The sequence below is a fragment of the Mycobacterium sp. Aquia_213 genome (genome assembly GCF_026625985.1).
GTDB lineage: Bacteria > Actinomycetota > Actinomycetes > Mycobacteriales > Mycobacteriaceae > Mycobacterium.
Window position 1 is genome coordinate 5,816,329 of the sequence record NZ_CP113116.1, and the last position, 14,358, is coordinate 5,830,686.

Sequence of the window (14,358 nt, forward strand, 5' to 3'; positions counted from 1 at the left end):
CCGGGTTCCATAGCTTTAAGGTCTCGACGTTTTGCCCCAATTCCTTGGACAACTGTCCTTGCTGCATGGCTGGTTGCCAGTCGCAACGCAAGCACTCGCACTGCTCGTAGCGCTGATCGTGATCGATTGGCGCAGGCGCAGCTGGGCGAAGCGCGCGCTGCCCGTGGCGCTGATCGCAGCGGTAGCGCTGACCGCACTGGCGTATTGGTACATCGCCTCGCTCGGGGTAGCCGGGGACCCGGCACCGAAGTCTCTCTGGCTGTGGATCGCGATGAGCGGGTTGACGGCCGCGGTCCTGGTGCTGGGGTGGAAAGGCGCCCGCTGGTGGCGCCGCGGGCTCGCGTTTCTTGCGGTCCCGCTGTGCGTGTTGTGCGCGAGCATGTCCTTGAACCTCTGGGTCGGCTATTTCCCGACCGTGCTCGCCGCCTGGAATCAGCTGACATCCGCGCCCCTGCCCGATCAGATCGACCGGCTGCAGGTCACCGCGATGCAGGTGGCCGGGACCAAGCCGGACAAGGGCGTTGTGGTGCCGGTCAACATCGACTCCGACGCATCGCACTTTGCGCACCGCCAGGAACTCGTCTACCTGCCCCCGGCGTGGTTCAACACCAACCCGCCGCCCCGGCTGCCGACGGTCATGATGATCGGCTCGGCATTCAATCTCCCGTCCGACTGGCTGGGGCCCGGCGGCGCCTTCACGGCGATCGACGGCTTCGCGGCCCGCCATCACGGATTCGCCCCGGTCTTCGTGTTTGTCGACCCCACCGGCTCATTCGACAACGACACGGAGTGCGTCAACGGGGGCCGCGGCAACGCCGCCGATCACCTGACCAAAGACGTGGTGCCGTTCATGGTTTCGAATTTCGGGGTCAGCGCCGACCGCGCGAATTGGGGCGTCGCCGGATGGTCGATGGGCGGCACCTGCGCCGTCACCCTGGGCGTCATGCATCCGGAGCTGTTCAGCGCGTTCGTCGACATCGCCGGCGACTTCCGGCCCAACATCGGCAGCAAGGACCAGACGATCGCCGAGCTGTTCGGCGGCAACACCGCCGCCTGGGCGGAGTACGACCCGCTCACCGTGATGACTCGGCACGGCCGCTACACCGGGTTGTCGGGATGGTTCGACATCCCCACCCCGCCCGGTGCACACAACGTCGCGCAGGCGGCCAACCCGGCCCTCGGGAGCACCGCCGCGGCCAATCCGGAGGGCCAAGACGCGGCCGCCCATGCGCTGTGCACCATCGCCGAAGCAAACGGGATAAGTTGCGCGGTGGTGACCCAGCCGGGCAAACACGACTGGCCGTTCGCCGCGCAGGCATTCGACGCGGCATTGCCATGGCTCGCCTCGACGCTGGGGACCCCGAATGTGGAGCCGGCACAGCTACCGCAACGGGGCAGCGGTGTACCGCACTGATCCGATAGCGCGTCGTGACCGCGTCGTGACCTGCGCAGCTCCAAGCCTTTTTCGTACGGAATTCACAGCTGACCCTCCCGTAACGAAACCGACATATTAAGGCCGGGAATGGTACGGTTCGCTGCTGTGGCCGCGAAGTTTGGAGAGGTAGGCAACCCGTACGCGGGCCCGCCTGTCAGCCACCACACCGCAAACCAGTTGCCTGGCCGTTCGATCGAGGCCGTGTCATGGAAGAGATGAAACGCCGTCGATTCCTCGGCTCGCTTGCCGCGGCCACGGTTGCCGCGGTGGGCGCCGCGCGCCTGATTGTCGACCCGCAACCGCGAACGTTTGCTCAGGTGCCTCTCGACGCCGCCCCGACATCTGGCCCGCTCGCCCCGTCGCCGGTCGGCTTGTTGCCGCCCCCGCCGCTGAGTGCTCGGATCCCGCTGCCGGGTGGCGGGGCACTGATGACGATTCCCGGCGACGGCGACCTGCTCGCGCTGACCCTCGATGACGGAGTGAACAGCGACGTCGTGCGGGCCTACACGCAACTCGCCAAGGACACCGGCGCGCGGATGACGTTTTTCGTCAACGGGATCTATAACTCCTGGACCGACAATCTGGATCTGTTGCGACCACTGGTGGAGTCCGGGCAGATCCAGCTCGGCAACCACACCTGGTCACACCCGGATTTGACGACGGTGTCGCAGAGCAGGGTCGAAGAAGAGCTCAAGCGCAACGACGAATTCCTGAAGACGACCTACGGCATCGGCGCGAAGCCGTACTACCGCCCGCCTTATGGGAAGCACAGCCGCACTGTCGACGCGGTGGCCAATGAGCTCGGCTACACCGTCCCAACCCTGTGGTCGGGTTCGTTGTCGGATTCCACGCTGATCACCGAGGAATACATCCTCAAGATGATCGACGAGTACTTCAACCCCCAGGCCATCGTGATCGGTCACCTCAATCACCTGCCCGTGACGCACGTCTATCCGCAACTCATCGACACCATCCGCGAGCGGAACCTGCGTACCGTCACGCTCAACGACGTGTTCCTCAGAACGCCTTAACGACAACACGATTGGCCGCGACTATGCCCGATCCGCAGCGGCTTGGGGGGCTCGGCTGGGCGCGGCGCACCGGCGGCCGACTCGGGCGCGCGGAGCGGCGCCGTCTGCTGATCGCAACGGCGGCGGGGCAATGGACGAACGCGGTGGGACGAATCAAGCTCGCATTGGGCCGGATTCCGGAGGCGGCCGCACGCGTCGACCTCGATTCGTTACGTGTACCGGATTCAAAGTTCGCGCGGGAGGCCGAAGAGGCGTGTGCGGAATTGCCGCCGACCCTGCACGGGCACTCCTACCGCACCTGGCTGTTCGGGCATGCGCTCGCGGCGGTGGACGGGTGCGAGCTGGACGACGAGCTGTTTTACTGCGGAGCGCTGCTGCACGACTACGGCATCGTAAATCCCACGATGGAGCGCGATTTCACGCTCGGCAGCGCCGACCGGGCGCTCGCCTGCGCGCAGACAGCGGGGGTGGATCCCCAACGCGCGGACCTGCTCGCCGACGGTATCTGCGTGCATACGACAGCGGGAATCACGGTTGACGGCGACGGCGCGATGGGCTGCTATCTGCAATGGGGAGCGATGGTCGACGGCGCCGGACTGCGGATCTGGGACGTCGCTCCCGGCAACGTAGCCGAGACGTTACGCCGTTACCCGCGAGGCGATTTCAAACGCGAACTGGTGAACATGATTCGCGCGGAGGCGGCAGCGGTACCGGGGGGACGCATGAGCTTGCTCGTCCGGTGCGGACTGCCGCTGGCCGTGCGGCTCGCGCCGTTCGACTCCTGACGTCAGTGACCAGTGCGCGCCGATCGAGCCAGACGCCCGTCCAGTGTCGCGTGGAAGTGTCCAATCGCGCTCTCGTGACGTCCAAACTCCACGAATTCGTTTGCGCCGGAATGTAAGCCGCGTTGCACACCGGCCGACATCTCGTTGTCTTCCACCAAACCGCGCTCGATGAAGCTACCGGCACCCACCAGTCGGTCCGTCGGACTGAGCGAGGCGCGAGCGGCAACATCTGGCCGGGCCATCGAATAGGTGGTAACTGTGCTGTGGCCGACATCCACCGGGTCGATCACGACCATGGATATCACATCCGGAAAGGTAGCCAACATGACGTTGGGGAACAACTGATACAGATACGTCACCCGAGCATCCGTCCTCCAGGTGCTTTCCGGGCGATCGCGAAGCCGCTCAATGTTTTGGTACGGAAACGTAATTCGACTGTTCGGTCCGAATCTCTCCACCACGTTGAGATCGTCGTACTGCACCGGGAAGAAGGTTTCCTTATGCGTCGAACGGATGTGGTAGCCCTCCAGAAACTGCTCGGCCAGCACCTTCCAGTTCATCGCTCGCAGCGTCGAGTCCACGAAGATGAGTTGCTCAGCTGGAACCAACTTGTCCCGCCACGGACTTCCGTCGGTAAGCCACGCCATCGCCTCGTCGGCGGACCCTTGCCGGCCCGCATCGGCGGGGTCGAGCGGACCGATGACGATCAGGCCATCGACCTCGCGGCTGGCGACCTCGACCAGACCGCGCGTGGACACGTCCAGATCTGTGAACGCTTCGGCGTGCGGCACATGCGACAGCGAGCCGTCCAGGCGATACGTCCAGCCGTGGTAGCGGCACACCAACGCGTGGGCGCATCCGGGCCCCTCGACAAGGGCGAACCCGCGATGCCGACATGCATTGCGGAACACCCGGGCGCGCTGATCGCGCCCCCGCACCGCGAATAAGGGCGCACCGAACACGGTTCGTTCGACGTGATCGCCCGGGTGCGGAATGGTCGCCGAGGGAACGAACACACTCGGCATCGTGCGCAGTGTCCGGAGCTCCTCCGCGAATCTGCTTGGACTTAGGTAGTTTTCGACAGGCTCACGCCAGCTCTCACCCTCATCGGTGGTGCCGGCATCGATATGCGCCAGGATGCGTCTGGCGATTTCCACATCATCCGCGATCAGCGGCTCCGTGGCAGAGCTCATACGCGTCAGTATCACACTATGCATGTCACGCGTCAATGATTTGGTGATAGCGTTGCCCGCGTGCCCGCCGCTTCCCGGCCTCGCGTCGCCGACCTGCTCGACAACCGGCCGCTGAGCGCGCGCTCGGTACTCGCGTCGGCGTTACTGGGATCCGACGACGCTCGCCTCCCGGTCGCGGAGTTGGTTGCCGTGGCCGCCCTGTTCGGCATCAGCGCCGGTGCGGCCCGCACCTGCCTGTGGCGGATGGTCTCCAACGGCGAACTCACCGGGGACGACGGCAGCTACGCACTCGCGGGCCGGTTGCTCGATCGGCGTCAGCGCGTAGACGAAGCGGCCCGCAGCGGAGACGCGGCCGACCCCCGGTGGGACGGAACATGGGAATTGGCGATCGTCTCGCTGGATCGCCGGTCGGCGGCCGATCGGCTCGAGCTGAGGAAGGCAGCAACAGCACTGCACCTCGCGGAGCTTCGAGACGGCGTCTGGTGTCGCCCGGACAACCTTGACCCGCAACGGCTTCCGACATCGAGGGAAGTACTGGATCGGCAATGCATGCACTTTCATGGCGCCGCGACGGAGATCACCCCAGACAGGCTGCGATCCCTGTTCTCCCTCGATGACTGGATAGACGATGCCACGGCTCTGATCGAAGCGATGAATGCCGCACTCACCACGAGCAAACGCGATGATTCGACCGACAGCTTCACCTACGATTTCGCCTTGTCAATCGCCGTTGTCCGGCACCTCCAGCTCGATCCGCAACTACCCGGAGATCTCGTTCCACAGGGGTGGCCGGGACGTACATTGCGCAGCACCTACCGCCGGTTCGACAGAGTATTCAAACGACGAATGAATACCGCCTTCCGCGGCTGATGACGCACCGGGCGAAGTTGCGGCCTATGCCCGGTGCGTGATCCCCGGCCGCTGAAGCCCACCGACCACTGTGGCGACCCAACTCTGCACGTGGGCGCGACTGCGCCAGTCGCCGGCATTCTTCTTCGCCATCGCGCTGGCGGGAAACCCCTTTGCATCCGGTTCGAGTCGACCCCCAAACGTCACATGACCACGGGCACCGATGCGTCGGGCCAACTTCGCAACCTGCGCCGTGGGCGGGATGTCGCGCTCCTCCGCCGAACCGTCCAACGGGCCGCTGCTGACCAGCCAGACCGGCAATTCCCGCAACGCCGTGGCATTCCGGCGCACAAACCGTCGCGCGTCGCGATGCCATCTGTATGCGTACAACGCGCCAGCCACGATTACCGCATCGACGCCGCCGAGGTCATGGACATCTTTTGCCGGACTCACGACCGCATCGCAACCAAACTCGGTCAACGCGTCGCCGATCATCGCGGCCAACCCTGCTGTCCCGCCTCGCTTTGATCCAAAACTCACCAGAACGCGCGTCATCTACTCCTACCTATCCGCCGCCGCCTCAGCGTCGGCTTTAATCGTGTTTAGCGTCGCGCGCATAATGTGCGCGACAAACGGCCGGATCAGCCACCAGTAGCGCTTGAAGCGCCGGTATGAATCCGGATCGGTTGTGACAGTTCGGCATTGGTAGCTGAGCAGCGTCCGGCTTGCACCGTAGGGCGCGACCGAGAAATTGGCGGCGATCTTTCCCCAGCCAGGTTCATTGAAGCCGGCGAAATCCGCTGCGGCTACGTCACGCCACTCGATCACCGGCTGCCAGAACTTGCCGACCGCGCCGAAAGCGAATTCGCAGTTCGATCGATCGCCCAGAACTAACCAGCCCGGCAGTCTGTTCTCACCAATCACCAAGCGCGGCGGCGGGGGTGCGGCCCGACCCGTCAGCCGAGCCGGCAAATTCCGGATCCACATGGACGCCGCCAGCAGTGGGGTGCGCACTGTGAGCAGGTCTAGAGCCCTCGCGGCCCAGAACGTGGTCGGCGGGTCAGCGGCTACGACTACATGCTCGGCCACCATCGCATCGAATGTAGGAACCGCCGATTCGATGAGCATGCGTTCTGCGCCAGCGGTTGTCATGGCGCCATTGTCGAATCGGCCGGCGCCCGGGGCCTAGGGTCCCTTGTCCTTTTTCCGGGGGCCGCTGGGCACTTGAGCACCCGCGGACTCGGCGCGTTGTTTGATGCCCAGCATCATCTTGCGGACCATGACAAAGTGCAGTGGCTCGCCGACGGCGTAATCGATGGCCGCACCGAGCGCGCGAAGCAGTCCGGAATCTCGCGGGGCCAGCAACCGCAACCACCCTGCGTCCCGTTCACGAACAAGCAGACGAGTGCGGTCTTCATTCATCGGCACGAGGATGAATGCCCAGGTTCCGATGACCAGAGCACGGTTGGGCTCGAGGACCGTGACGGTGCTGCCGATCCGCACCGAACCGATCGACCCGGTGTTGATCCGGTCGCCGACCGCGAGCCCCTGCAATTCATCGTGGATACGGGTCGCGGAGTGACGACCTTCGACATAATGCACAGTGCCGGGGAACAGATAGCGCTCGACCCAGTCGTAGCTGTAGAAGCCGGCTCTATGATCACCAATCTGCACCAGCCACGGCCAAACTGCGGCGGGCACGGCATTGATCGTCACCGCCCTGGTGTGATGACTCATCACATCCCGCACGATGTCATCGCCGGGTAACCGCATCCGTCGCTCGGCAGGTGTGGCGCCCCAATCCAACTGCGCAGGCCGGATCAACGCGTCATAACCGACCAGTCCTACAACTGAGGCAGCCAGCCGCCATCTCATCGGGGGCTCCCCTGCCAGGCCGACGACATCGCGTGCATTGAACCGGTTTTCATGCCAGACACCAAGAGCTACGGCACGCCGCATTCAGTCACTGTATGCGGCGTGATCACGATGAATGCCGGCTGCGACTGGCCGTAGTAACGCATTCGCAGCGGCCACAGGCCGATATCACTCAGCTCGACTGCCGCGAATCGCGGTTGCAGATAGTAAAGCCAGCCTATCCGGGCCAACACCCCTGGCGGCGGTAGGCCCGCAACCGCTCGGGCACGTCCGCGCACGATGAGCCGGTTGGCGTTGTCGTGTTCCTCGCCACCGAGCAATAAAGCCACCTCCGCCGAAGCAGCTACATTACGCACCGTCCAGGACGACGCCGCGGTGTCGCGTACAAGCGGCCGCGGAAAGGAACGAACCACAGCGGCACCGCGAATGGCGTGCCCTTGAGTGAACGGCTGGCCAGAATCATGACTCGCGACCTGCGAACGGCCGCTTCCAGATTCGGTGAGCGGAACGGGTGAACGTCGTCATCCTCGTCCGCAGCCGAAAACGTTGTCTGTCGCGAAGTTGAGGCCACTGGTGGTGTCGGTACCTCACGAAGCGAACCGTAGTCCCACGCCACTATTCGCTCGGGCAGGACCTGATACCTGTGATCACCCCGGGACTTCGCTATCCCCCTGACAGTCAACGAACGCAATCGAAACCACTGCGGGCCGTCGTCGGCGATCACCACGACGCGGCGGCCGGCTAGGTCTACGCTGCCGTCTGTCACCTGCACAATGCGCGCCGACAATGCAGGATCGGCGGGCTCTTCGGTGGCTACATATACCGGAAGCAAAACGATCTCACCGTCCGCGACGGCGGCCAATGCCGCACGCGGTGGAGAAAGAGCCAAATCCGCTACGGCACCTACCTCGACATCGCGAGTTATCACAACCGCCGCCTCTCGGTAGACGCGCCTCGATTCGAAGGTACGCCGGTGCCGTGACCTGCCGGCGGCAGACCGGTTCCGGTCGCTAGTCTGAGCCGGATTCGGTCGATTCCGCCGACAACAGCATCACCAACGTCTCGCGAAACTCACCCAGCCGCTGCTCTCCCAGCAGCTGCTGCCATCGCTTCTCCAATTCAATTGCGTTGGAACGCATTACCCGCAGCGCCTGGCGACCGCGTGGTGTCAGCTCGATGATTCGGGCGCGGGCATCGACCGGGTCCGGCACGCGGGTGACGTATCCATGTCGCTCCAGCGCCGCCACCGCCTGGGCCACCGCCTGCCGGCTCACCCGGAGCCGGTCGGCCAGCGCGGACGCATGCAGTCCGCCAACCGCCAGTGGTACCAATGCAACCGCTTGCGCGGGCCTGATCCCGTCCAGTCCGGCTGAAGCGAACGCCGCTCGCAACTGCGGCGCACCCGATGCGGCAACCAGATTCACCAGCGCCGGCACGGTGGGCTTCCACTCGGCATCCACAACACGTCGCATGAACAGCAAGTGTGCCATTCGAGGCGAGATTGACAAGCTACTTGTCAAATATCGGCGCGGGTGCCACGATGGCGTCATGCGATCCGGCTACCTCCGCGCGCTGACCGTGTGCGTTCTGGCAACTCTGGTCGTCGTGCTCGGCGGATGCCTGGGCGGCGGACATGCATTGGGAACGCCCGGCTCTCAGCCGATCCCGGTCGGGCAATCCACCCAGAGCATCGAATCGGGCGGGGTCAGCAGGACCTTTCATCTCTACCGGCCGCAAGGCCTGGCCGATGCCGTCCCGCTGGTGGTGATGCTGCACGGCGGCTTCGGCAACGGCGCACAGGCCGAGCGTTCCTACCACTGGGACGATGCGGCCGATAGTGGTCGTTTCCTGGTCGCCTACCCCGACGGTCTCAACCGCGCCTGGAATGCCGGAACGTGCTGTGGGCAACCACAGCACGAGAATGTCGACGACGTCGGATTCATCACCGCGATGGTCGCCGCGATCGAGCAAGAGATCCCCGTCGATCGGGCCCGCGTCTACGTCACCGGCATGTCGAACGGCGCGATGATGGCGCTGCGGCTCGGCTGCCAGAGCGATACCTTCGCCGCGATCGCGCCCGTCGCCGGGACCCTGCTGACGGACTGCGCCGCGGCGCGGCCGACGTCCGTTCTGCAGATTCATGGCACGGCCGACGACCGGGTCCCCTATAACGGCGGACCCGGTAAAGCGTTCGGCGCCAATGGAAATCCCCGCGTGGACGGCCCGTCCGCGGAAGCCGTCAACGCCACCTGGCGCGCGATCGATGCGTGCGGCTCACCGACTTCGACGACGGCCGGGGACGTGACGACCCAAACGGCCGGATGTGCGGACGGGCGCACCGTGGAGTTGATCTCGGTGGCCGGTGCCGGACATCAATGGCCCGGCGGCGAGCCCAGTCCACTTGCGGAACGAGTCGGCGGCATTCCGGCGCCGTCCACCGCGCTCGATGCCACCGCCACGATCTGGCAGTTCTTCACCCAGAGCCGCCACTAACGTGTCGGGTCGTGCAACATCCCGTCGATCAATCGGTGTAGCACCTGGCGGGTCTCGCGGCGGGCGCGCTTTGGGTCATCGGAGGTGGCGATCAGCATCGCCGCCTCGTCGAGCGCGCCGATCAGCACATGCGCCAACGGTCGCAGTGGTTGCCGGGCCAGTTGGCCGGCCTTGACGGCCTCGGTGAGCATTTGCTCCGTCATCCCCAGGCTGTATCGCTGAGCGACGTCGCGGAAGCCCGCCCAGCCCAGCACGCTGGGCGCGTCCAGCAGGATCAGCTGGCGCACCTCCGGGTCACCGGAAACCTCGAGCCAGGCGTCCACGGCGGCGCGCAGCAGGTCGGCCGGTGTCGTTGCTCCCGACGTGGCGACAATGGTCGCCATCCGGGCCATCACGTCCTGTTCCACCACCTCGACGACCTCTGCGAATAGCGCTGCCTTGTCGGCGAATTGGTGATACATCGCGCCGCGGGTGACGCCCGCGGTCGCGGCGATCTCCGGCGTGCCCACCTCCGCGTAGCCCCGCTCGCCCCACAGCCGGCGGGCAGCCGAGATCAGCGCGTCGCGGGTGGCCGCGGAGCGCTCCTCCTGAGTCCGTCTCTTGCTTTCCATACAACCTGTTGGTAACTTACGAACAGACAGCCTGTTTGTAAATACACATCCCTGAGTAGGAGTTATCCATGTCGACGATCGACATTAGTGCCGGGACCATCCATTACGAAGCAACCGGACCCGAAAACGGCAGGCCAGTCGTATTCGTACACGGCTACATGATGGGCAGAGAACTCTGGCGCCGTGTCAGCGAAAAGCTCGCCGAGCGCGGGCTGCGGTGCATCGCCCCCACCTGGCCGCTCGGCGCGCATCCGGAACCACTGCGCCCCGGCGCCGACCGCACCATCAAGGGCGTGGCCCGCATAGTGGCGGATGTGCTGGCCGCCCTCGACCTCGAGGACGTGGTGCTGGTCGGCAACGACACCGGCGGAGTGATCACCCAACTCGTCGCGGTGCATTACCCGGAGCGACTCGGGGCGCTGGTGCTGACGAGTTGCGATGCGTTCGAACACTTTCCGCCGCCGATTCTCAAGCCGGTGATCCTGGCGGCCAAGTCGAAGACGACGTTTAAGGCGGTGGCCCAGGCCATGCGAGTGCCGGCCGCGCGCAAGCGCGCGTTTGACGGCCTGGCGCATCGCAACATCGACGATCTCACCGAGATCTGGGTACAGCCCGGGCTATCCGACCCGGCCATTGTCGAAGACCTGCGCCAGCTTTCGCTCTCGATGCGCACCGAGGTGACCATGGATGTCGCGGCCCGGTTGCCCGAATTCGACAAGCCCACGCTGATCGCTTGGTCGGGCGACGATACGTTCTTCGAACTCGCGGACGGCGAAAAGCTGGCCGCCACTATCCCGAACGCCCGCCTCGAGGTGATCGACGGTGCGCGGACGTTCTCGATGGTGGACCAACCGGACCGGCTCGCCGATCTGTTGTCGACGATCGCGGTGCGCGCCTAGGCGCCGGCTTGCAAGGCGGTTGAGGGGCGGCGGCGCCGGCCGTATAGCGTTTCGCCCATGTCAGACGTGACGCAGGCGCTCAAGGGCCGACGAATCCTGGTGACCGGCGGAGCCACCGGAATCGGTGCGGCCGCCGTCGGAGTCCTCACCGCGGCGGGTGCCGACGTCGCCGCGACCTATCACCGGACACCGCCGCCGGAGGGCCTTGCGGCCAGCTGGATCCAGTGCGATGTGCGCGACGCCGACGCCGTCTCGGCAATGGTCCAGCAATCCGCCGAGCAACTCGGCGGACTCGATGTCCTGGTGAACGCCGCGGGGCTCTGGCAAGCGGGGATACCCGGTTATGTCGGTGCCGACGACATTTCGTTCCTGTTGGACACCAACGTCAAGGCGACCATCCTGACCAATCAGGCCGCGTACGCCGTGATGAAGGATCAGGATCCCAAGGGCGGCCGGATCATCAACTTCGGATCCTCCGAAGCCATTATGGGCAGCCCTATCTCGGCCGTCTATGCCGCGACCAAGGGAGCGGTGCAGGCGTGGACGCGATCGGCCGCCAAGGCCTGGGCATCCGACAACATCACCGTCAACGCGCTGGCGCCCGCGGTGCAGACGCCGGGTGCGGACCGGTTGCGGGATTTCCTCGGGCCGGATGCCGCCGCGCTGATCGACCAGCAGATGCAGATGATGATTCCGCTCGGTGGGACCTTGGGAGATCCGGCGCGCGATGTCGGCCCGATGCTGGTGTTCCTGGCCGGCCCGGGGTCGGGCTTCATCACCGGGCAGCTGCTCGCCGTGGACGGCGGCCTGATGATGGTGGGCGGGTAGGTAACCACCACGCTCATGCGTGGTGGCGGCACGTGAATTGCTGCACCGCTCGACCCGCTAAGATAAGACGGACCGTCTCGTCTCGTAAGGGTGGGCAGAGTGAAGGTGAATCTCGATGGCTGACGACACGATGCAGGCGTTCCTGCGACGGCGCCTGTCCGATCCGAACGTCGCCGTGAAACACCGTGATCTGCAATGGAGTTGGAGCCAGCACCTGCAGCAGGCCACCGCGCGGGCCGCGGCCCTGATCGGCGCCGCCGATCCGCAACGACCACTGCACGTCGGCGCGCTGCTGGGCAATACGCCCGAGATGCTCAACCAAATGGCGGCCGCCGGCCTGGGCGGCTACGTGCTCTGCGGCCTGAACAACACCCGGCGCGGTGAGGCGCTGGCCGCCGACGTGCGGCGGGCCGACTGCCAGTTCGTGGTCGCCGACGCCGAACACCGGCCGCTGTTGGACGGCCTGGACCTCGAGGGCACCCAGATCCTCGACACCTCGACACCGCAGTGGGCCGAATTCATCGGTGCCGCCGGCGAACTGGTGCCGCATCGGGAAGTCGAAGCGACCGACGCGTTCATGATGATCTTCACCTCCGGAACGAGCGGAAATCCCAAGGCAGTTCAGGTTTCCCACCTGATGGCGATGTTCGCCGGCACCAACCTGGTCCAGCGTTTCGCCCTCACCGACCAGGACACCTGCTACGTGTCCATGCCGCTGTTTCATTCCAACGCCGTCGTCGCCGGATGGGCGCCCGCGGTGTGCTCCGGCGCTGCGATCGTGCCGGCGAAGTTCTCGGCGACCAACTTCCTCGACGATGTCCGCCGCCACGGCGCGACCTACATGAACTACGTCGGCAAGCCGCTCGCGTACATCCTGGCCACCCCCGCACGCGCCGACGACGCGGACAACCCGCTGCGGGTGGCGTTCGGTAACGAGGCCAACGACAAGGACATCGAAGAATTCGGGCGCCGGTTCGGGGTCCAGGTCGAGGACGGCTTCGGCTCGACGGAGAACGCGGTCATCGTGATCCGCGAACCCGGCACGCCGAAGGGCTCGATCGGCAGAGGCATCGACGGGATCGCGATCTACAACAGCGACACCATCACTGAGTGTGCCGTCGCCCGCTTCGATGCCAGCGGCGCGCTCGCCAATGCCGATGAGGCGGTGGGTGAGCTGGTCAACACCGCGGGATCGGGTTTCTTCACCGGCTATTACAACGACCCCGCCGCCAACGCCGAACGCATGCGCCACGGCATGTACTGGTCGGGGGACCTCGCCTACCGCGACGCCGACGGTTGGATCTACCTCGCCGGCCGCACCGCGGACTGGATGCGGGTGGACGGCGAGAACATGGCGGCCGCACCGATCGAGCGAATTCTGCTGCGCCACAATGCGATCAATCGTGTCGCGGTGTACGCGGTGCCGGACGGCCATGTCGGCGATCAGGTGATGGCCGCCGTCGTGCTGAACGAGGGTCAGACGCTCGACGCCGACGAATTCGAAGCTTTCCTGGGCCGGCAGCCCGACCTGTCTGCCAAGGCGCGGCCACGCTATGTGCGTATCGCGACCGACCTGCCCAGCACCGCCACGCACAAGGTCCTCAAGCGTCAGTTGATCGCAGAAGGCACGGCCTTCGAAACGGGAGGAGTCGGGGACGAAACCCTGTGGGTGCGCGAACCGCGGGGCACCGCCTACCGGGACGCGGCTAGTTCCTGGGTGCCCGACGGCGGATCTGCCCCTTCGCCCGTGGGACCCGCGTAACCGGGTCTTTGTTTGTGCCGCTGGCGATCTCGTCGCGCAGCTGCGCGATGTTGGAGATCTCCGCGTACAGTCCGCGTATCGCGTAGTCCAGCACGGCGAACGAGAAGCGCTGGTCCGGATCGTCGGTGATGCCGAGGTCGCGCGAACGCTGCCGCGACCACAGGGCCTCGTCGAGGCGGGCCCGGGTGGCGTCGAGATGCCGATCCAGCGTGTCGACGACACGTTCGGGATCCTCGCCCCGCGCGAGCCAGGTGCGCAAGATGACGGGGTGCTTGATGACGACTTGATCGTCGCCCGGAAAGTGTTGGACCCATCGGCGAAGGGCGTCGAGCCCGGCATCTGTGGTCTCGTACAACGTGATCGCGCGCTTGCCGGATTGCGCGGCGATTTCGCTGACCATCCCCCACTCCAGCAGCCGGGTCAGTTCGCGCCGCACGTGACTGACCGACGGCGACCAGTAGAAGTGGCCGACCGTCAGTTCGGCGCGCATCTTGATCTCGCCGGCCGTCAGTTGTTCGTCGTTGGCGGCCAGCACACCCAGCACCAGATAGGCCGTTACCGGTAGGCCGTTGGTGCTGCGCCGGGGACTCACGACCG

General features: G+C 65.6%; 16 protein-coding genes. 8 read left to right on the top strand and 8 right to left on the bottom strand.

Translation table 11 applies throughout. The features are described 5' to 3' along the window. Positions 1-31: 31 nt before the first annotated feature. The 3 genes from LMQ14_RS27215 to LMQ14_RS27225 all read left to right on the top strand — a co-directional run bounded on the left by LMQ14_RS27215 (position 32) and on the right by LMQ14_RS27225 (position 3,251). Positions 32-1,414, top strand: a complete 1,383-nt coding sequence (locus LMQ14_RS27215) for an alpha/beta hydrolase-fold protein (protein ID WP_267732689.1) — start codon at positions 32-34, stop codon at positions 1,412-1,414. A gap of 236 nt (positions 1,415-1,650) precedes the next feature. Further along, positions 1,651-2,466, top strand: a complete 816-nt coding sequence (locus tag LMQ14_RS27220; RefSeq protein ID WP_267732690.1) for a polysaccharide deacetylase family protein — start codon at positions 1,651-1,653, stop codon at positions 2,464-2,466. A gap of 23 nt (positions 2,467-2,489) precedes the next feature. Next, complete coding sequence (locus tag LMQ14_RS27225) at positions 2,490-3,251, top strand: phosphohydrolase (protein ID WP_267732691.1); 762 nt, start codon at positions 2,490-2,492, stop codon at positions 3,249-3,251. Positions 3,252-3,253: 2 nt separating this feature from the next. On the opposite strand, the gene LMQ14_RS27230 is transcribed toward LMQ14_RS27225, so the two are convergent. Next, on the bottom strand, positions 3,254-4,444 hold the full coding sequence (locus LMQ14_RS27230; protein ID WP_267732692.1) for an aromatic ring-hydroxylating oxygenase subunit alpha: 1,191 nt from the start codon (positions 4,442-4,444) through the stop codon (positions 3,254-3,256). Between the two features lie 60 nt (positions 4,445-4,504). On the opposite strand from LMQ14_RS27230, the gene LMQ14_RS27235 reads away from it, so the two are divergent. After that, complete coding sequence (locus tag LMQ14_RS27235; protein WP_267732693.1) at positions 4,505-5,314, top strand: PaaX family transcriptional regulator C-terminal domain-containing protein; 810 nt, start codon at positions 4,505-4,507, stop codon at positions 5,312-5,314. Positions 5,315-5,338: 24 nt separating this feature from the next. Here the strand turns inward: LMQ14_RS27235 and LMQ14_RS27240 are convergent, their stop codons facing one another. The 5 genes from LMQ14_RS27240 to LMQ14_RS27260 all read right to left on the bottom strand — a co-directional run bounded on the left by LMQ14_RS27240 (position 5,339) and on the right by LMQ14_RS27260 (position 8,640). Continuing rightward, positions 5,339-5,848 (bottom strand): flavodoxin domain-containing protein, encoded by a 510-nt coding sequence (locus tag LMQ14_RS27240; protein ID WP_267732694.1) that lies wholly within the window; start codon positions 5,846-5,848, stop codon positions 5,339-5,341. Positions 5,849-5,854: 6 nt separating this feature from the next. Then, entirely contained in the window at positions 5,855-6,421 is a 567-nt protein-coding gene (locus tag LMQ14_RS27245) for a hypothetical protein (protein ID WP_267732695.1), read from the bottom strand. A 57-nt stretch (positions 6,422-6,478) separates the two neighbouring features. Then, the gene (locus LMQ14_RS27250; RefSeq protein WP_267732696.1) at positions 6,479-7,168 is read right to left on the bottom strand and encodes a hypothetical protein; all 690 of its coding nucleotides are present in this window, start codon (positions 7,166-7,168) and stop codon (positions 6,479-6,481) included. A 68-nt stretch (positions 7,169-7,236) separates the two neighbouring features. Further along, positions 7,237-7,497, bottom strand: coding sequence for a hypothetical protein (locus LMQ14_RS27255; RefSeq protein ID WP_267732697.1), 261 nt, complete (start codon positions 7,495-7,497; stop codon positions 7,237-7,239). A 681-nt stretch (positions 7,498-8,178) separates the two neighbouring features. After that, positions 8,179-8,640 carry a MarR family winged helix-turn-helix transcriptional regulator gene (locus LMQ14_RS27260; RefSeq protein ID WP_267732698.1) on the bottom strand — a complete coding sequence of 154 codons (462 nt, stop codon included), beginning with the start codon at positions 8,638-8,640 and terminating at the stop codon, positions 8,179-8,181. A gap of 76 nt (positions 8,641-8,716) precedes the next feature. Between LMQ14_RS27260 and LMQ14_RS27265 the strand changes: the two genes are divergently transcribed. After that, entirely contained in the window at positions 8,717-9,661 is a 945-nt protein-coding gene (locus tag LMQ14_RS27265; RefSeq protein ID WP_267732699.1) for an alpha/beta hydrolase family esterase, read from the top strand. Here LMQ14_RS27265 and LMQ14_RS27270 read toward each other — a convergent pair. Continuing rightward, positions 9,658-10,272, bottom strand: a complete 615-nt coding sequence (locus LMQ14_RS27270) for a TetR/AcrR family transcriptional regulator (protein ID WP_267732700.1) — start codon at positions 10,270-10,272, stop codon at positions 9,658-9,660. The genes LMQ14_RS27265 and LMQ14_RS27270 overlap by 4 nt on opposite strands. Positions 10,273-10,340: 68 nt before the next feature. Between LMQ14_RS27270 and LMQ14_RS27275 the strand changes: the two genes are divergently transcribed. The 3 genes from LMQ14_RS27275 to fadD1 all read left to right on the top strand — a co-directional run bounded on the left by LMQ14_RS27275 (position 10,341) and on the right by fadD1 (position 13,761). After that, the gene (locus LMQ14_RS27275) at positions 10,341-11,171 is read left to right on the top strand and encodes an alpha/beta fold hydrolase (protein ID WP_267732701.1); all 831 of its coding nucleotides are present in this window, start codon (positions 10,341-10,343) and stop codon (positions 11,169-11,171) included. 66 nt (positions 11,172-11,237) lie between these two features. Next, the gene (locus LMQ14_RS27280; RefSeq protein ID WP_267735705.1) at positions 11,238-11,999 is read left to right on the top strand and encodes an SDR family NAD(P)-dependent oxidoreductase; all 762 of its coding nucleotides are present in this window, start codon (positions 11,238-11,240) and stop codon (positions 11,997-11,999) included. 115 nt (positions 12,000-12,114) lie between these two features. Continuing rightward, complete coding sequence (gene fadD1 / locus LMQ14_RS27285) at positions 12,115-13,761, top strand: fatty-acid--CoA ligase FadD1 (protein ID WP_267732702.1); 1,647 nt, start codon at positions 12,115-12,117, stop codon at positions 13,759-13,761. Here the strand turns inward: fadD1 and LMQ14_RS27290 are convergent. Beyond that, positions 13,706-14,353 (bottom strand): PadR family transcriptional regulator, encoded by a 648-nt coding sequence (locus LMQ14_RS27290; RefSeq protein ID WP_267732703.1) that lies wholly within the window; start codon positions 14,351-14,353, stop codon positions 13,706-13,708. The genes fadD1 and LMQ14_RS27290 overlap by 56 nt on opposite strands. Between the last annotated feature and the right edge of the window lie 5 nt (positions 14,354-14,358).